This window comes from Bacteroides sp. AM54-2NS, assembly GCF_003602935.1.
GTDB classification, from domain to species: Bacteria; Bacteroidota; Bacteroidia; order Bacteroidales; family Bacteroidaceae; genus Bacteroides; species Bacteroides xylanisolvens.
In genome coordinates, this window is the sequence record NZ_QTMZ01000074.1 from 1 (window position 1) to 18,390 (window position 18,390).

Annotated in this window: 12 protein-coding genes, 2 pseudogenes and 1 riboswitch; of the genes and pseudogenes, 8 read left to right on the forward strand and 6 right to left on the reverse strand. The window is 41.9% G+C overall.

The genetic code is table 11. The features are described 5' to 3' along the window. Positions 1-50 precede the first annotated feature (50 nt). A riboswitch (cobalamin riboswitch) is annotated at positions 51-252 on the forward strand. Positions 253-434: 182 nt separating this feature from the next. The 6 genes from DXA05_RS24410 to DXA05_RS24435 all read left to right on the forward strand — a co-directional run bounded on the left by DXA05_RS24410 (position 435) and on the right by DXA05_RS24435 (position 7,614). Beyond that, the gene (locus DXA05_RS24410) at positions 435-2,477 is read left to right on the forward strand and encodes a TonB-dependent receptor (RefSeq protein ID WP_128859726.1); all 2,043 of its coding nucleotides are present in this window, start codon (positions 435-437) and stop codon (positions 2,475-2,477) included. A 23-nt stretch (positions 2,478-2,500) separates the two neighbouring features. Next, positions 2,501-4,477, forward strand: coding sequence for a YncE family protein (locus DXA05_RS24415; RefSeq protein WP_008016879.1), 1,977 nt, complete (start codon positions 2,501-2,503; stop codon positions 4,475-4,477). Positions 4,478-4,513: 36 nt separating this feature from the next. Further along, positions 4,514-5,299 carry a DUF4465 domain-containing protein gene (locus DXA05_RS24420; RefSeq protein ID WP_004316212.1) on the forward strand — a complete coding sequence of 262 codons (786 nt, stop codon included), beginning with the start codon at positions 4,514-4,516 and terminating at the stop codon, positions 5,297-5,299. A 236-nt stretch (positions 5,300-5,535) separates the two neighbouring features. Then, entirely contained in the window at positions 5,536-6,909 is a 1,374-nt protein-coding gene (locus DXA05_RS24425) for a tryptophanase (protein ID WP_117683680.1), read from the forward strand. A gap of 169 nt (positions 6,910-7,078) precedes the next feature. After that, positions 7,079-7,381: a GNAT family N-acetyltransferase gene (locus DXA05_RS24430; RefSeq protein WP_004316210.1), complete on the forward strand. Its 303-nt coding sequence runs from the start codon at positions 7,079-7,081 to the stop codon at positions 7,379-7,381. A gap of 8 nt (positions 7,382-7,389) precedes the next feature. Then, positions 7,390-7,614 (forward strand): (4Fe-4S)-binding protein, encoded by a 225-nt coding sequence (locus tag DXA05_RS24435; RefSeq protein WP_004316209.1) that lies wholly within the window; start codon positions 7,390-7,392, stop codon positions 7,612-7,614. Positions 7,615-7,792: 178 nt separating this feature from the next. On the opposite strand, the gene DXA05_RS24440 is transcribed toward DXA05_RS24435, so the two are convergent. The 4 genes from DXA05_RS24440 to mutY all read right to left on the reverse strand — a co-directional run bounded on the left by DXA05_RS24440 (position 7,793) and on the right by mutY (position 11,599). Next, positions 7,793-8,425: a 4'-phosphopantetheinyl transferase superfamily protein gene (locus DXA05_RS24440; protein WP_004316208.1), complete on the reverse strand. Its 633-nt coding sequence runs from the start codon at positions 8,423-8,425 to the stop codon at positions 7,793-7,795. A gap of 43 nt (positions 8,426-8,468) precedes the next feature. Continuing rightward, on the reverse strand, positions 8,469-9,821 hold the full coding sequence (locus DXA05_RS24445; protein WP_087318756.1) for a gliding motility-associated protein GldE: 1,353 nt from the start codon (positions 9,819-9,821) through the stop codon (positions 8,469-8,471). A 77-nt stretch (positions 9,822-9,898) separates the two neighbouring features. Beyond that, positions 9,899-10,378 carry a single-stranded DNA-binding protein gene (gene ssb, locus DXA05_RS24450; protein WP_009039928.1) on the reverse strand — a complete coding sequence of 160 codons (480 nt, stop codon included), beginning with the start codon at positions 10,376-10,378 and terminating at the stop codon, positions 9,899-9,901. 180 nt (positions 10,379-10,558) lie between these two features. After that, the gene (mutY, locus tag DXA05_RS24455; protein ID WP_008644690.1) at positions 10,559-11,599 is read right to left on the reverse strand and encodes an A/G-specific adenine glycosylase; all 1,041 of its coding nucleotides are present in this window, start codon (positions 11,597-11,599) and stop codon (positions 10,559-10,561) included. 211 nt (positions 11,600-11,810) lie between these two features. Between mutY and DXA05_RS24460 the strand changes: the two genes are divergently transcribed. Further along, positions 11,811-12,086: an HU family DNA-binding protein gene (locus DXA05_RS24460; RefSeq protein ID WP_004300646.1), complete on the forward strand. Its 276-nt coding sequence runs from the start codon at positions 11,811-11,813 to the stop codon at positions 12,084-12,086. Between the two features lie 283 nt (positions 12,087-12,369). Continuing rightward, positions 12,370-13,943 (forward strand): annotated as a pseudogene (locus tag DXA05_RS24465) (Rne/Rng family ribonuclease). A 45-nt stretch (positions 13,944-13,988) separates the two neighbouring features. On the opposite strand, the pseudogene DXA05_RS24470 reads toward DXA05_RS24465, so the two are convergent. Beyond that, positions 13,989-15,544 (reverse strand): annotated as a pseudogene (locus DXA05_RS24470) (ATP-binding protein). Positions 15,545-16,111: 567 nt separating this feature from the next. After that, the coding region (locus tag DXA05_RS28150) for a collagen-like protein (protein ID WP_284515692.1) at positions 16,112-18,390 on the reverse strand (2,279 nt) is incomplete at its 5' end.

Genomic DNA, 18,390 nt, shown 5'->3' on the forward strand with positions numbered 1-18,390 from the left:
ATCAAGACGAAAGAAAAAGAACATCCCTTTGGAAAAAACCAAATAAACTCCTATCTTTGCGCGCTATTGGGTTTGCGACTCCCATGCGGGGGAAGCAATTAAAAGGGAATCAGGTGCAAGTCCTGAACAGTCCCGCTGCTGTAAGTTCCATACAAGTTACAAGCAATTCACTCATTGCCACTGGAGACCAATCCGGGAAGGCGTTTGTAACAGGAATAAGTCAGAAGACCTACCATGCAAATAAGTTTCACTGCTTTCGAGGAAAAAGCGTTGAGTCTAATGAACCGGACAAGTCGTCTATCATTTCATTCATCACTCTGATTCAGAGAAAGTGTGTTAAAACAGATAAACTCTGCCAAGTTTATTTATGCGTGTCCGGTCGAAGGGATTTCGCCCGGACACTTTTAAACAACAACAGACTGAAAAAGGAATAAATGAAGAAAAGAACATTTAATAAAGTGATCTTTGTAGCATTCAGCTGCCAATTCTTATCCATACCACTTTTTGCACAACAGCAAAAGGTAGATACGACACATACATATTCTATTCCCGAAATAACAGTATCAGATATCTACCAGACCCGCGAAGTACGCTCAACCGCTCCCCTGCAAGTCTTCTCCAAAGACGCCCTGAAAAACCTGCACGCCCTGCAAGTCTCCGACGCGGTGAAACACTTTGCCGGAGTGACCGTAAAAGATTACGGAGGTATCGGCGGACTGAAAACAGTATCCATACGAAGCCTGGGAGCCCAACATACTGCTGTCGGTTATGACGGAATCACCCTGACCGACTGCCAAACCGGACAAATAGATATCGGGCGTTTCTCGCTCGACAACGTAGACCGCCTTTCTCTAAACAACGGACAAAGCGATAACATCTTCCAACCTGCCCGCTTCTTCGCGTCAGCAGGCATATTGAATATACAGACACTCACGCCGCTATTCACCAAAGGCAAAAATACCAATATAGCCGGAGCTTTCAAAACCGGCTCCTGGGGATTAATCAATCCCTCCCTGCTACTGGAACAACAATTCAATAAGACATGGAGCATGTCAGCCAATGGCGAATGGATGTCCTCCGACGGACATTATCCGTACACACTACATTATGGAAATGCGGCAGAAGACCTGTCCTCACGTGAAAAACGAAAGAATACAGACGTACAGACATTCCGTGCCGAAGCCGGACTTTACGGCAACTTCTCCGATAAAGAACAATGGCGGTTGAAAGCCTACTACTTTCAGTCCTCCCGGGGACTACCCAAAGCTACAACCTTCTATAACGACCATTCCACACAACACTTGTGGGATAAAAACACATTCATACAAAGTCAATACAAGAAAGAATTCAGCCGGCAATGGGTGTTCCAAACCTCTGCCAAGTGGAATTGGAGCTATCAACGTTATCTGGACCCCGATACCAAGAACTCTTTAAAGAAAACAGAAAACAGCTATTACCAGCAGGAATATTACCTTTCCGCTTCTGTACTATACAGACTGTTGAGCAACCTCTCTTTCTCACTTTCCACAGATGGAAGCATCAACACCATGAACGCCGATCTAGCCAACTTTGTACACCCCACACGTTACGCATGGCTGACAGCATTCGCCGGAAAATACGTAAATAACTGGTTAACAATCTCCGCATCCGCATTGGCAACCGTTATCAATGAAGATGTGAAAAAAGGCGGTAGTGCCGGCAATCACCGTAAGCTAACCCCTTATGTAAGTGCCGCTTTCAAACCTTTCCAGCATGAAGAATTCCGCATCCGCTTCTTCTATAAAGACATTTTCCGTCTGGCAAGTTTCAACGACTTATATTACGAAGAAGTAGGCAACACCCAACTAAAGCCGGAAAAGGCCAAACAATACAACATCGGACTGACATACAATAAAAATGTATGCCCGTTCCTACCCTATCTGTCAGTAACCGTTGACGCCTATTATAACAAAGTGACAGATAAAATTATCGCCTACCCTACCAAAAACCTTGCCGTATGGAGCATGAAGAATCTGGGTGAAGTTGACATCAAAGGCATTGATGCCACAGGAAGCCTGTCCCTCCAACCTTGGGATAAAATACGCATCAACCTCTCGGGTAACTACACATACCAACGAGCTTTAGATGTCACCCCGCCCGATCCGAACACGTATGAATCGACATACAAACATCAAATAGCCTACACTCCCCGCGTCTCCGCTTCGGGACAGGCAGGCGTCGAAACACCGTGGATCAATCTGTCTTATTCATTCCTTTTTTCCGGAAAACGCTATGCATTAGGACAAAACATTGCCGAAAACCGATTGGATAGTTATAGCGACCACAGCATTTCTGCAAACCGTGACTTTCAGATCAGAAAAATCACTACCTCTTTCAGCGTGGAAGTATTGAACCTGATGGATAAGAATTACGAGATTGTGAAATATTTCCCAATGCCCGGACGATCCGTAAGGGCGACAATAAGAATAAGATATTAACTATTATAAAGTAAGATATTGACGTGAAAAGGAAACTAATATATATATTCTCGTGCTGGCTGTCATCCATAATCTTATTCGTGGCATGTGATGATATGGAGGACAAACCATTCACATCAGGCATTATAGGCGATCCGACAGAAACGGGTACCGCCGAATTATATGTATTATGCGAAGGACTGTTCAATCAGAACAATAGCTCGCTGGCACGTTTTTCTTTCGGCAACCAGCAAATGGTTCGTGACTATTTCAAAGCAGTCAACCGCCGGGGATTAGGAGACACAGCCAATGACATGGCCATCTACGGAAGCAAGATATATGTGATAGTCAATATCTCCAGTACGGTAGAAGTGATAGACTTTCGTACGGGAAGCTCATTGAAACAGATTCAGATGTTGGCAGAAAACGGAAGTTCCCGTCAACCACGCTACATCGCTTTTCACAAAGAAAAGGCATACGTATGTTCATACGATGGAACCGTTGCACGTATAGACACAACCTCCCTATCCATAGAAGCTATCACATCAGTGGGACGCAACCCCGACGGTATTTGTGTACAAAACGAAAAGTTGTATATTTCCAATTCCGGCGGGTTGGACTATTCATCAGGACTGGTGGGGGTAGACAACACGGTATCTGTTGTCGATATTGCCACATTTAAAGAAAGTAGCAAACTAACAGTAGGCCCGAATCCCGGTAAAATAGTAGCAGGGCCGGACGAAACCGTTTATGTAGCCACCCGTGGCGAAGATGTAGAAGCCGGCGATTATAACTTCGTCAAGATAGACTGCCGGACAAACAAAGTCACTCAATCTAACGAGAAAGTACAAAACTTTGCCATCGATGGAGAGATTGCCTATCTATACAATTACAATTATAACACGCAGACCTCTTCTATCAAGATGTTCAATCTGAAAACAGAAGAGACAATCCGTGAGAATTTCATAACTGACGGAACAGTGATAAAAACGCCATACGGCATCAACATCAATCCTTACAGCAACAATGTATATATCACCGAAGCCCGTGATTACACCACCTATGGAGACTTACTTTGTTTCAACCAACAAGGACAACTCATGTTCCGTCTGAACAACATCGGACTTAACCCGAATACAATTGCATTCAGTGACAAAGCCTCACAAAGCGATATTGATGACAACGATGATGATAAGGAAAATCCTCTGGCCTTCGCCAATAAAGTATGGGAATATCGCCCTGCTCCCGGACAGTTTATCAACACTACCACTTCAGCATATAAGAAAGGCTTTACTTATGATGATATACTAGAAGAAGCAACCCGCAGAATCCAGCAGAAATCACTCCTTACATTGGGAGGATTCGGCGGTTACATTGTTTTAGGATTCCCACAATCCATTCCGAATGTAACAGGAGAATATGACTTCAAGATAAAAGGCAATGCTTACTATAACTCCAAAACCGGAACAGGAGCATTGGGCGGAAGTGCAGAACCGGGAATCGTATTTGTATCTAAAGATGTAAATGGCAATGGAAAGCCTGACGACGAGTGGTATGAATTGAAAGGAAGCGAATACGGGAAAGACACTGAAACACGCGGATACGAGATAACCTATCACCGTCCGAATCCAGCCAACCTAAAAGTTTTTTGGAAAGACAATCAAGGCAACGAAGGATATATCTTCCGCAACAGCTTCCATAACCAGGAATCATATTATCCACTTTGGATAGAAAGTGATGAAATCACATTCCAGGGAACACGTCTAAAAGATAATGCCGTTTTAGAGAACGGATTATGGGTAGGATATTGCTATCCGTGGGGATATGCAGACAACCATCCTAACAGCAAGGAAGGAAGTAATTTCAAGATAGATTGGGCTGTGGATAGTAATGGCAGTCCGGTAGACTTGGATCAAATCGACTTCGTGAAGATTATGACCGCAGTCAATCAGGATGCAGGACAAATGGGTGAAATATCAACCGAAGTTACCACCATTGAGAACTTACATTTCAAGAAATAATCAATAATTAATTAATAACTAAAATCAGAAAAGAACATGAAGAAATTATCTTTATTATTACTGTTATCAGTATTTGTATTTTGTGGCTGTAGCGATGATGACGATACAAAAACATACGTGCTTAGCCTGCCCAATTACGAAACTCATACACTTGATATGGGCGATCAAGAAAATCCGGATGATTCATGGTCTGTTAGTAGCGACTGGGGGACAACTAACTACAAATATAATCTATTAACTGACGCTAGTGGTATCTTTGAATTTGACTGTGTATCTTCAACATACGGTTTCTATTCAGATAGTTTTGCATTTACAAATTGTACAGAAAAAGATTGCCCAGACTTCGCAACTTATGATTATCGCGCTATCACTAAAAAAGGAGTAATCAATAATACATACGTTATCGTGGGAGCTGCCGGATATAAAATTGGAAAGAATTCTGATAAAGAAGCTGCAATCCGTTTCAGAGACCACGACAATTCAAACAAATTGGAATCCTATAGAGTAAAAGGACTATATTTAACAAACTGTGTCTATGCTTACAATAGTATGAAGGAAGGTAGTTCTATATTCGAAGGAAAAGATAAATTTGGAAATACAGATTCTTTCAAAATCATCATCTATAATATGGATAAAACTCAAAGTGTAGAGTGCACTTTAGGTGAAGGAACCCAATTTGTAACTACATGGAAATGGGTAGACCTAACTTCATTAGGCGAAACAGAGGGATTGAAATTCAATATCAAGACTACCAAAGAAGACCAATGGGGTGCAATGACCCCAACCTATTTCTGTCTTGACGGTATCACTATTGAAGACTAAATAACTAACTTGTTTGATTGATTGAGATTAAACATCAATCGACCGCATAATTTTAAAGGGCCGGATATTCTTTTAAGAAATCCGGCTCTCTTTCTATCTACTCACTACATTTTGATATATTACCAGCCCATAGAGAAGTAAATCCAATAACCCTCACTAACAAAAAGACACTATATATTTGTTAATCACACAAATTTTAGCTACATTCGTTGTTCAAAACTATTAAATCTACGACAATGAAATTACCTTTTGCTGAATCATGGAAAATAAAGATGGTAGAACCCATCCGGAAAAGCACACGTGAAGAACGCGAGCAATGGATTAAAGAAGCACATTATAATGTCTTTCAACTCAAATCAGAACAAGTTTATATCGATCTCATCACCGATTCCGGAACCGGAGCGATGAGCGACCGTCAATGGGCAGGAATGATGCTAGGCGATGAAAGTTACGCCGGAGCAACCTCTTTCTTTAAGTTGAAAGAGATGATTACGAAACTGACAGGATTTGAATATATCATACCTACCCATCAAGGACGTGCCGCAGAAAATGTGCTTTTCTCTTATCTCGTGCATGAAGGAGACATTGTACCCGGCAACTCACATTTTGACACCACCAAAGGACACATCGAAGGACGCCATGCCACCGCATTAGACTGCACTATCGATGCAGCAAAACATACCCAACTGGAAATCCCGTTCAAAGGAAATGTAGACCCTGATAAATTGCAGAAAGCCCTGACAGAATATGCAGAACGAATTCCTTTTATCATCGTAACCATCACCAACAATACAGCCGGAGGACAACCCGTATCCATGCAAAACCTGCATGAAGTACGTGCCATTGCTGACAAATACGGCAAACCCGTACTTTTCGACTCTGCACGCTTTGCCGAAAACGCCTATTTCATCAAGATGCGCGAAGAAGGTTATCAAGACAAAACCATCAAAGAAATCACACGGGAAATGTTCTCTCTAGCCGATGGCATGACAATGAGTGCCAAGAAAGACGGAATCGTCAATATGGGTGGATTTATCGCCACACGACGTGCAGACTGGTATGAAGGTGCAAAAGGTTTCTGCGTACAATACGAAGGCTATCTCACCTATGGAGGAATGAACGGACGGGATATGAACGCTCTTGCCATCGGCTTGGATGAAAACACCGAATTCGACAATCTCGAAACACGTATCAAGCAAGTGGAATACCTGGCAAAGAAACTGGATGAATACGGAATTCCTTACCAACGACCGGCCGGAGGCCACGCCATCTTCATTGATGCACCTAAAGTACTGACGCACGTTCCCAAAGAAGAATTCCCGGCACAGACGCTGACCATAGAACTTTATTTGGAAGCCGGTATCCGTGGATGCGAGATCGGTTATATCCTCGCCGACCGTGATCCGATAACTCATGAAAATCGTTTTAACGGTCTTGATTTACTCCGCCTCGCCATTCCCCGCAGAGTATATACAGACAATCATATGAATGTAATAGCCGCTGCTCTCAAAAATGTATATGAACGTAGAGAAAGCATCACTCACGGAGTGCGTATCGCCGGGGAAGCGCCTTTAATGAGACATTTCACAGTTCAATTGGAAAGATTATAAACTTAGAAAAAATAACAAATATCAGTTGAAGAAGTAATAGAAAGGGATTGAAAAGACCAGTGCCAGTATGAACGGGCAATACTTTCTCCATTAACAAGAATAATTGTTTGCATAAAACAAAAGTGTTTCCCAAGTGTTTATATTATAATCGAACTTAATACGTAAAATTATGGCAGAAGATTATAAATTAATAGACAACGAAGAAAAACATCGATATGAATTTCAGATCGATGGCAAAATAGCCGAAATAGACTATATCAAATCAAATAATGGAGAAATATACCTTGTACATACAGAAGTACCCGCCTCATTAGGCGGCAAGGGAGTAGGATCACAACTTGCAGAAAAAGCACTGACAGACATTGAACGACAAGGTTTACGCCTAGTACCGCTTTGCCCGTTTGTAGCCGGATATATTCACAAACATCCGGAATGGAAGCGCATTGTAATGCGTGGTATTCATATTAAATAAATACAGATATGGAAAAGAAAATAGAATACACCAATGGTGAACTGACCATTATATGGAAACCGGAATTATGCCAGCATGCCGGAATATGTGTAAAGATGCTACCCAATGTCTATCATCCTAAAGAAAGACCCTGGGTGCAAATAGAAAATGCGACAACGGAAGAATTAATTGCACAAATCAGTAAATGTCCGTCAGGAGCATTGAGCTACCGACTTAACAAAAAAGAGAAGTAAACCAACCATAAAAGAACCTGTCTGAAAAGCCGTGAGTTCATAAAATCATGAGGGCGTCCGAATATAAAGTGAACCCCGAAAGTCATACAAAAACTTTCGGGGTTTATTTATTATGTCAAGACATCACACATTACAAAGAAAAGAGAAACAGGTAGAGGCACTTCATTTCCTCCCCCATTCAACTCAATGTCCATGTCAGTACAAAGTCCGGGCAGATACGATAACCGACAGAGTAAAGTTCCTGCTGCTCCGTCGCCAACTCCTGAACCTGAAACGTTCCTTGCTCTTGAGGAATAAAATGCGTCAAACGGAGTTTACGAAGGTCAGCGTCAGCGTTTTCCATCCGCTTAAAAACAGCTTCTTTTGCCGACCAATGCAATAACAGTCCCCAAGTCATATCTCCCTGATAAGGTTCCGTTTGTTCGTCAGAACGGATATACCTATCGGATACCTTGTGAACGCGTTGAGCATATTGCTCAATATCAATGCCTGCCGGAGTGAAAGAAGCAAGCATCACAGCTACATAACCTTTCGTATGAGAAATACTGATGAAAAAAGAATGATCCGTCAGATACGGTTTTCCTTCGGGAGAATAACCGATTTCCTTATCCTCCTGCAACATAGCATACAACAAAACACGAACGGACAACCATTCCATCTTACGGCGTTCGGAGACAAAACGATTCAATTCCTGTTCACAGAAAACTCTGCGCGCATCCGGCAAAAGAGCCAACAGAACCTCCAAAGACTCTTCCATCTTCCAGACAGCCCACTGTATATCATCCGTCTTATGTTGCAGAAATAACGCCATCTTACGTTTGCTTGATTATGCTTTCAAAATTATGATTCCAAGATTATTCCTTCTCTTCCGAGCCTTCCATATCCTTCGGCAGAATTGTAAACTTCACTTTCAGGATACGACGACTATCCATTTCGAGCACTTCAAACTCATAATGGTGATAAGTCACTTTCTCATGCAATGCCGGGAATTCACCTTTAATTTCGAGCAGCATACCCGCCAATGTATCCGCATCTCCCACCACCTTTTCAAACTCGTCTTCGTCTACTTTCGCAATCTTATAGAAATCCGTCAACTGCGTCTTCGCTTCAAATATCCAGGTATGGTCATTCAAGACCACGTATGTACGTTCTTCATCATCATATTCATCATGAATCTCACCCACAATCTCTTCAATAATGTCTTCCATCGTCACCAGTCCGGAAGTTCCTCCAAACTCATCCACAACAATGGCAATATGAATCTTATTCGCCTGGAAGTCACGCAACAGATCATCAATCATCTTTGTTTCCGGCACAAAATAAGCCGGACGGATCAATGACTGCCAACGGAAATTATCCCCCTTGTTGACATGAGGCAGCAAGTCTTTAATATACAATACCCCCTTGATATTATCCCGCGAACCGGAATAGATAGGAATACGCGAATAAGCATTTTCAATGATACATTGCATCACCTCCTTGAAAGAGGTACGGATATCCAGATCGACCATATCCAGACGTGATGTCATCACCTCCTTCACAGTTTCACCGCCGAAACGGATAATACCCTCCAAGATATTATTCTCTTCAGAGAGTTCCGCTTTATCTGTCAGCTCCAATGCGTGCGACAGTTCGTCGACAGAAATATTATGGCTCTTCTTTACAAAATGTTTATTCAGAAAAGTAGTTGAACGTACAAGCACAGTAGCCACCGGACGGAACAGCTTTTCCAGAAAGTAAATCCCCGGTGCCGAAAAACGGCAAAAAGCCAAAGTCTTCTGTGCCGAATAGATTTTGGGCATGATTTCGCCGAACAACAACAATAGAAAAGTCAGGATGACGGTCAGTATCAAGAACTCTGCCAATGGAGAATGAAAAACAAATACATTCATAAAGAAGAAGTTGCAGAGCATGATAATGGTTACATTCACAAAGTTGTTCGTAATCAATATCGTTGCCAGGAGGCGTTCTGAATCCCCCAACAGGGCACTTATTTTTTCATCGGAAGGATGATTCTGTTCATCAATATCATTCCGATCGGAAGGAGTAAGTGAGAAAAAAGCTATTTCGGAAGCCGAAGCAAAGCCGGAAGCAAGCAGGAGTACACCTGCCAATACTATGGCAATAATAGCAGAGATAGAAGGAGTGTTTACGGTAATACCGTTGAAAATGTCAGCCAATTGGCTTAAATAACCATCTGAGTCCAAAGAGTCTATATTTTAATTAAACAAAAGATAATGTGCCAAGAAGCTCGCGAAAACCTATTGGCACACTATCACATTATCTAGAACGGCAAATCATCTGCCGGATTATCTTGTGCGGGTTGTGCCTGCGACTGCTGCGCTTGTTGCGGCTGGCCGGCAACCGATTGTTGCTGTTGCCCCGTAGTCGGTTGTCCGGAAGCAGAAGCTCCTGCACCCGGATTAGCTCCTTTCGGAGACAGCATTTCCATATTATCCACATAAATTTCGGTGATATAACGCATAGCACCCGACTGGTCGCTATAAGAACGTGTTCTTATCTTTCCTTCCAGATACAGTTTGTCACCTTTGTGCACATACTTATCCACAATCTCCGCCAAACGGTTGGATGCAACGATATTATGCCACTCTGTTCTTTCGGGAATCTGGGTTCCATTAGCCAACGTATATCCACGATCCGTTGTAGCCAACGGGAAAGTTGCTACTGCCGAACCTGTATCGAAGTATTTTACCCGAGGATCTTGTCCTACGTTTCCTATCAATATCACTCTATTTACTGACATATCTGTATCAAGTTTATGATTCTTAAAATTAAATCTGCTGCCAAAATTAAACAGAATAACAATAGGATGCAAGATTTTAAGTATAAATCAAGTATTAAGTTTTAAGTATTAAGTAATTAGCTGCGCCATAAACTGCATGGGTAATACTCAATACTTATTACTTAATACTTATTCTAATGCTTATTCTAATGCTTGTAGCAAGTCTTGTACTAATTTAGAAACAGCGTATTGCTCCAGTTCGTCCACCCTTATTTTCAGGAAATCACTGAAAGAAGTCAAATTTTCAGACAAGGTCACTTCATATAGATTAGCATAGATAACCCGGTGAGACAATACATGCTTCACCTCCCTGCAAACCGAACGTACCACCGGTACTTCCCCCGGCGCAAAGAGTGCACGAAATTCCGGTAAAGTCAAAAAATCTTCTTCCGAAAGAGCCGTCGGAGTTTCTATCAAGGGCAGTTCGAACAGATTTTTCCAAATATCATTGCCCGTCCGTTTATTTATAAAGGTATACGCGCCCGCACGTACATAAATATAATTAAAGTAACGGTTCGTTGTCTTTGTTTTGTGTTGCTTCACCGGAAGTTTTGCCACCAAGCCTTTCGAAAGTGCCGAGCAACTGCCCACCAACGGACAGAACAAACAATCAGGCGACTGCGGAGTGCACTGAATCGCCCCGAAATCCATTATTCCCTGATTGTAAACAGCCGGATGCTTCTTATCCAGCATCTCATCCGCCAATGCTGCAAAGAGCTTTTTTCCTTCTGTCGAATCAATCGGAGTATCGATGCCGAAATAACGGGAAAGCACCCGGTACACATTACCGTCCACTACCGCATAAGGCATACCGTAAGCAAACGAACAGATCGCTGCCGCTGTATACTCCCCCACTCCTTTCAGAGCCAGCACTTCCGGATACGTTTCCGGGAAAACCCCATTCATGCTTTTGGCGGCGGCATGAAGATTGCGGGCACGTGAGTAATATCCCAGTCCTTGCCAGTATTTCATCACTTCATCCTCCTCCGCAGCGGCTAAAGTCCGCACATCGGGAAAACGTTTGATAAAACGAAGAAAATAATCATACCCCTGCGCCACCCGCGTCTGTTGAAGAATGATCTCCGAAATCCAGATCAGATACGGATCGGCAGACTCCCTCCAGGGCAGTTCACGTTTATTCTCTTTATACCACTCTACAATCGTTTTAGTAAACTCGTTCATATCCTCGTTCCTAGTGTATTATCTAACATTTATCTTGCCTATCCTATCCAAAAGGCACACAAAAGTAACTCTTTTGGTTCTAAGAAAACCCTATGCCACTATTTTTTTAGAAAAATGTGCAGAATATATTTTTTTAGGAGCTTAAAAAGCTATATATTTGCAGTCCAAAAAATTAGCAATAACATAGTAATAATATTTTTTTTAAGGAAAAATGACTAAAGCAGATATTGTAAACGAGATTACAAAGAAAACTGGAATTGATAAGCAGACAGTTCTTACAACAGTTGAGGCATTTATGGATGCAGTAAAGGATTCATTGTCTAACGATGAGAACGTATACTTGCGTGGGTTTGGTAGTTTCGTAGTAAAGAAAAGAGCACAAAAGACTGCTCGTAACATTTCTAAAAATACTACGATCATTATTCCGGAGCACAACATTCCGGCTTTCAAACCGGCTAAGACATTTACAATTTCAGTAAAGAAATAATAAACAAGAGTATTAACCCATAAAATGTGAAGCTATGCCAAGCGGAAAAAAGAAAAAAAGACATAAAATGTCTACGCACAAGCGTAAAAAAAGACTAAGAAAGAACAGACATAAAAGCAAAAAATAATTTTTAAGTCTGGATCACACAGAAATAAAGAACAAACTTGCGAAGCTAATGTCTTTCAAGTTTGTTCTTTGTTTAAGTAGCTAACCCAAAATGAACAATTTGTCAAAAAAGTTGTTCATATAAATGAGATTCAATCAATAATAAGGAAACAAAACAGTGACAAGTGAACTAGTAGTTGACGTACAGCCCAAAGAGGTCTCCATCGCCCTTCTCGAAGATAAGAGCCTGGTGGAACTTCAAAGCGAAGGAAGAAATATTTCTTTCTCTGTGGGCAATATGTATTTGGGACGTATCAAGAAATTGATGCCCGGACTGAATGCATGCTTTGTAGACGTTGGTTACGAGAAAGACGCTTTCCTTCATTATCTGGACTTGGGTCCTCAATTTAACTCACTCGAAAAGTTTGTAAAGCAGACTTTAAGCGACAAAAAGAAGCTGACCTCCATCAGCAAAGCAACCCTGCTTCCCGATCTTGACAAGGATGGAACAGTATCCAACACCCTCAAGGTAGGACAAGAAGTAGTGGTGCAAATCGTTAAGGAACCGATCTCCACTAAGGGACCGCGACTGACGTCCGAAATTTCGTTTGCCGGACGCTATCTCGTACTGATCCCTTTTAATGACAAGGTTTCTGTTTCACAAAAAATTAAATCGAGCGAAGAACGCGCCCGCCTGAAACAATTGCTGATGAGCATCAAGCCGAAAAACTTCGGTGTCATCGTCCGCACGGTAGCCGAAGGCAAACGCGTAGCCGAACTCGACGGAGAGCTTAAAGTCCTGGTTAAGCATTGGGAAGATGCGATGGTAAAAGTACAAAAAGCCACCAAGTATCCGACGTTGATTTATGAAGAAACCAGCCGCGCCGTAGGTTTGTTGCGCGACCTCTTCAACCCTTCTTTTGAGAATATTCACGTCAACGACGAGGCTGTGTACAATGAAATTAAAGACTATGTATCACTGATTGCGCCCGACCGGGCTAATATCGTGAAACTGTACAAAGGTCAACTTCCCATTTACGACAATTTCGGTATCACCAAGCAGATTAAATCATCGTTTGGTAAAACAATCTCTTACAAGAGTGGTGCCTATCTGATTATTGAGCACACTGAGGCGCTTCACGTAGTAGACGTGAACAGCGGTAACCGCACCAAGAATGCCAACGGGCAGGAAGGTAACGCACTCGAAGTAAACCTGGGAGCCGCCGACGAGCTGGCCCGCCAATTGCGATTAAGAGATATGGGTGGTATCATTGTCGTGGACTTCATCGATATGAATGAAGCCGAAAACCGTCAGAAGCTTTATGAACGAATGTGTGCCAATATGCAGAAAGACAGGGCACGGCATAATATTCTGCCGCTTAGCAAATTCGGGCTAATGCAGATTACACGCCAACGTGTGCGTCCGGCAATGGACGTCAACACGACCGAAACCTGCCCCACTTGCTTCGGCAAAGGCACTATCAAGTCGTCCATTCTTTTTACGGACACTTTGGAGAGTAAAATTGATTACCTGGTCAATAAACTGAGGTTAAGAAATTCTCGTTACACGTCCATCCGTATGTTGCCGCTTATATCAATCAGGGACTCGTTTCCCTGAAACGGAAGTGGCAAATGAAATACGGATTCGGTATCAAGATTATTCCAAGTCAAAAACTCGCATTTCTGCAATATGTGTTCTATGATACACATGGAGAGGAAATCGATATGAAGGAAGAAATCGAAATCAAATAAACAGAAAAGGCGGCCCGGTCAAAACGAGCCGCCTTTTTGTTTTATCTATTTTTCTTCAACTATCCATTTTTCAATATTACGGGTTTCCGCACTGAAATTTACTCCTATTTTAAAGAGTTTCCGTTCATCCATCTCGAAAGGAAGAGCGTAATGCTTGTCATTTATCTGCTGCAATGCTTCTTCTGCCGTACCGTTCAGTTTAAATTCCATGATATAGATGAATTTGTCTGTCTGCAAGACAAGGTCGATGCGTCCTTCGCTTGTATGATATTCCACTTTGGCATAGAAGCCGACCAGTTTAAAAACGATGAAAAGCACGTTCTCGTAATGCAATTCCTGATCGCGAATCACTTCGTAGGTGGTATCTGCAAAGAAGCTTTGCAAGCGACGGAAGAAAGAACTGTAATCGCCGGAACGTACTTCACGAACAAATTTCTGAATTTCAAACGGAGATTCTACCTTATTTACATTCGCATAATAAGGAAGCAGGAAACGGACAAATCCTTCTTCTACTTCACGATTCGGGAAACCTAACCGATACATTCCAAATTCTTCATCATACCCTTTAATGGTGAGGTAGCCACTCTGATAAATCACCGGAATGGGATTAGTAGATTCAGAGTCTATGCTATTCAATACTTGGGCGTCGGTTTCTTCATGCGTCATCCGCTCCAAGTCATAATGATGTTTTTGCAGCAATTTCACCAGATAGGTCGGTGTGCCCGTTTCAAACCAATAGCTGCCGAAATCCTTACGTTTGAAAGCATTAAGCAAACTGAACGGATTGTACATACCAATAGAATTGTGCGTAAAATGGTAACCGTCATAGCACTCTCTCAACTCTTCACAAAGTTTATCATACGTTATTCCGCGCGCAGCAGCAAATTCATGAAGCTCTGTTTCCAAATTGTTGTGGATTTCACGCTCGCTAATGCCACAGATTTCGACATACTCATTCCACATGGATATATCATCCAAGTTGTTCAAGTCACTAAACACACTGACTTTGCCAAACTTTGTCACACCGGTAAGGAATGCAAACTTGATGCAACCGTCCATTGTTTTAAGCGCTCCATAAAAAGGCTTTAATGTATTCCGAAATTGCTTTTGCAATTCTTCATTACCGATGCTTGCAACATGGGTTTGTCATATTCATCGACAAGAATAACCACACGTTGCCCCGCCAACTTACAAGCGCGCTCTATGATACCGGCAAAACGCAAGGAAAACGAACGTTCGGACGGCTCGGCACCATATAGTTTTTCCCATGCTGTCAGCGATTTATCAAGTATATTATCCAGACTTTCGGATGTATCATATTTCTCGATATTAAGGTCCAGATGCAGTATAGGATATTTGATCCAGTCCTTTTCCAGTTTTTCCACAGCCAGCCCTTCAAACAGTTCTTTCTTTCCTTGAAAATAGGCCTCTAAGGTGGAGACGAGCAGACTCTTTCCGAAACGGCGCGGACGACTCAAGAAGTAATAACTTCCGGTCTTTACCATTTGATACATCAGTGCTGTCTTATCAATATAGAAATAACCGTCATTACGAATTTTTTCGAAATTCTGAATACCGATCGGATAAATTTTATGGCTCATATTCTCTTCTTTTATTAATCAATGCCTTTCTTGCAAAGATATATATTTTTAATAGAAATCTTTGTCATGGCAGGTTAAAAGATTCTTTTCAATCATTCATTCTGCACATTTCCCCGGAAACTTAGGGACGATAAAATAAGGGGATAATGACTGCACAAAATTACGAAAAGCCCGGACTTTCGCAAGCTCGGGCTTTCTGTATCTTGAGGACGTCTCCTTTACCTATAGGGAAATGGGCGACTAGCAATTGATTCTAGTACAACAAAAAAAGACGTCCCAAGAGTAAAGATAAAAGGGATGCCAGTAGGAAATGTGGGGAGGCATCCCTTTTCTAATAGAAGAACAAAGATGGAAGGATGGACTTTCACAAGCTGTGTCTCTTCGCTTTGTCACTTCTCAACATATAATCTTCACACTTCGGTGAAGAAGGGTTTCATATTTATGGAGAGAACGCACTTCAACAAGCACGGGCTCTCCTATTATGTTATATCATTCTAGAGATAGCTCCCACCTCTGCCAGAGGCAAATATAGAGGAGCTATCTAATAGAACATTAAAGGATTTCAAATTAATCCGCAAAGAGAGCAGTAGGGAATGTTACTGTCTTCACCACAGGTGCAGGAGATGTTGCGCTCCAGCTGATTGAAGGAGTAATAGTAACTGTCACTACCAAATCTTTCACAAGACCCTTCAAGGCCTTACCAGCATCTGTTAATATCAATTTCTGTCCAGTAGAATCAAACTTGAAGTTAGTTTTGTCACTTAGTTCTACCTTAATAGAATATCCATAAAGAGCAAGAACAGCGTCAGCGGTAGTCAAAGTACCAGTGTCATAAGTGTTATTATCTGCAGTCGGCCACATTGCCTTGCCTTTTCTGTCTTTCCATACAATGTCACCTAATACATCAATCTCTGAATCTATGGTTTCAGCTGTATACGCTGTTGTGATACCTTTTTTAGCGTCCGTTGCACCAAATTCCGATTTAAGCAATTCTGATAATGAGATGAATTGAATCTTTTGGTTAGCAATTGAAGCAGGTTCAGTAGCATCGTTAGGCTGACAATTTACATCTACAGAGAATGCCATATTGTCTTTAGCGTGAGCCATGTCTACTGTGAACTTATCGTTAGCTACACTTCCTACATGATCGTCACCATTCTTGTCAACATCATACGTAATGCTGTTGTATATACCTGAAGTAACTCCGCCAGTAATAGCGTTCCATGTAGTAAAGATTGAGCCCATTTCTCTTTCGAGACTGATGCTCTGAATCTTATCAGCATTCTTAGTTTCATTAATCAGAAGAGACACCTTGCCATCTTCAGTCCACATACCTGAAGTTTTTGTAAATACAGGCGTCTTATAATCAACAGTTACCGGTAATTTGAATACAATTTGCTTCGTTGCGTCAACGTCAACTGTCAATACGGCTTCCATAGTACCCTTGTATGCAGCGGTTACTGTCAGTTTCAGGTTATCATATTTAGTATCACCAGAAGCAATACCACTAAACTTCACTTTATCTCCATCGTTAGCCGTGGCAGTTGAGCTAGCAAGTTTAGCAGTAGTAATAGCGTCTTTGATTGCCTTAATATTAGCTGCTGACACAGCAATGTCGGATTTTTCTGATTTATTCCAAACTACCGTCTGTGCTGCCAAAGATTTTGTTTCTATTTGCTTGAAGGTGACAGTCAGTTTAGCCGGAGCAGAGGAGCCACCGACGCTAGAATAATCAATGCCCTCATGAGTTTCTCCATCAAAAGGAATACCATTTGTAGTTATATAGCAGACTTCAACCTTTGCTTCTTGCCCTTTGGTAGAAGTGATGGTTTGTTTGCCGGCTTCGTTCGTCCCCAATGTTACACCTTCAGGAGCATCGGCTGCCAACTTATAATAATATGCATAGACTGTACTCAAATCCATAGGAGTGGTGGTAGCTGCAGCTGCCAAGTCATCCAAAACCTGTACCTCACCAACTTTTGCGGACACTGCTGCATCTACCAGTTTAGTAGCACTTGTAACTGCTTCCGGTTTGATTTTAACATCATAAGCAGAGATTATTTCATTGTTCCATGCGTCTTTTGTACAGAATGCGTATGCTTCATCTGCAGGAAGGGCAGTTTCCAAATTCAAGCCATCTTTTAGTGTAACAGTAAGGTCGTAAACACCACGATTCACTTTGGCTTCGGTAGCACGTGTCAATGGTTTTGCAGTTTTATTTTGTTCAATCTTAGAGATAACAAAATTAGCTTCATTTTGAGAATTCATCAAATAGATTTGATATTTGCTATCAGTAAAGTCAGGACCTACTGGATTAATCAACGCATTCAACACGCCGGAATTAGTTATTAACAGGTCATTTTTCTTAAATTCTTTTTTCTCATCCTCCATACCAAAAGTGAAATCAGCTTTGCATTGAGCATAACTTAATTTAAGTTCCTTTGTTCCGCCTGCAGTGATTTTACCATTCTCAATAGTCACTCCTTCAAGGCTACTAATCAAAGCTGCAGTAGGCAGAATAGTTGTTAATTCTGTTCCAGTAGTTTTATCTTTTACATGTAGAGTAAAGCTAGGTAATCCCTCATTCTGTACAGCATAAACAGTGGCTGACGAATAATCACCTTTCACCCATTTATCTGTAGCGTCATCATAGAAATACCAATAATCTTTTTCAAATTCACCTGTTCCATCACCAATAAAAGGAGATTTTCCGGCAGGACCAGCAGGACCTTCGGGACCAACAGGACCGATAGGACCTTCGGGGCCAACAGGACCGACAGGACCTTCGGGGCCAACAGGACCGACAGGACCTTCGGGACCAACAGGACCAACAGAACCTTCGGGGC

Excerpts from the sequence above, each read along its gene's own strand:
- ssb (WP_009039928.1), bottom strand. The coding sequence starts at position 10,378 with ATGTCAGTAAATAGAGTGATATTGATAGGAAACGTAGGACAAGATCCT.
- DXA05_RS24410 (WP_128859726.1), top strand. The coding sequence starts at position 435 with ATGAAGAAAAGAACATTTAATAAAGTGATCTTTGTAGCATTCAGCTGC.
- DXA05_RS24440 (WP_004316208.1), bottom strand. The coding sequence starts at position 8,425 with ATGGCGTTATTTCTGCAACATAAGACGGATGATATACAGTGGGCTGTC.
- DXA05_RS24460 (WP_004300646.1), top strand. The coding sequence starts at position 11,811 with ATGACTAAAGCAGATATTGTAAACGAGATTACAAAGAAAACTGGAATT.
- DXA05_RS24425 (WP_117683680.1), top strand. The coding sequence starts at position 5,536 with ATGAAATTACCTTTTGCTGAATCATGGAAAATAAAGATGGTAGAACCC.
- mutY (WP_008644690.1), bottom strand. The coding sequence starts at position 11,599 with ATGAACGAGTTTACTAAAACGATTGTAGAGTGGTATAAAGAGAATAAA.
- DXA05_RS24435 (WP_004316209.1), top strand. The coding sequence starts at position 7,390 with ATGGAAAAGAAAATAGAATACACCAATGGTGAACTGACCATTATATGG.
- DXA05_RS24420 (WP_004316212.1), top strand. The coding sequence starts at position 4,514 with ATGAAGAAATTATCTTTATTATTACTGTTATCAGTATTTGTATTTTGT.
- DXA05_RS24430 (WP_004316210.1), top strand. The coding sequence starts at position 7,079 with ATGGCAGAAGATTATAAATTAATAGACAACGAAGAAAAACATCGATAT.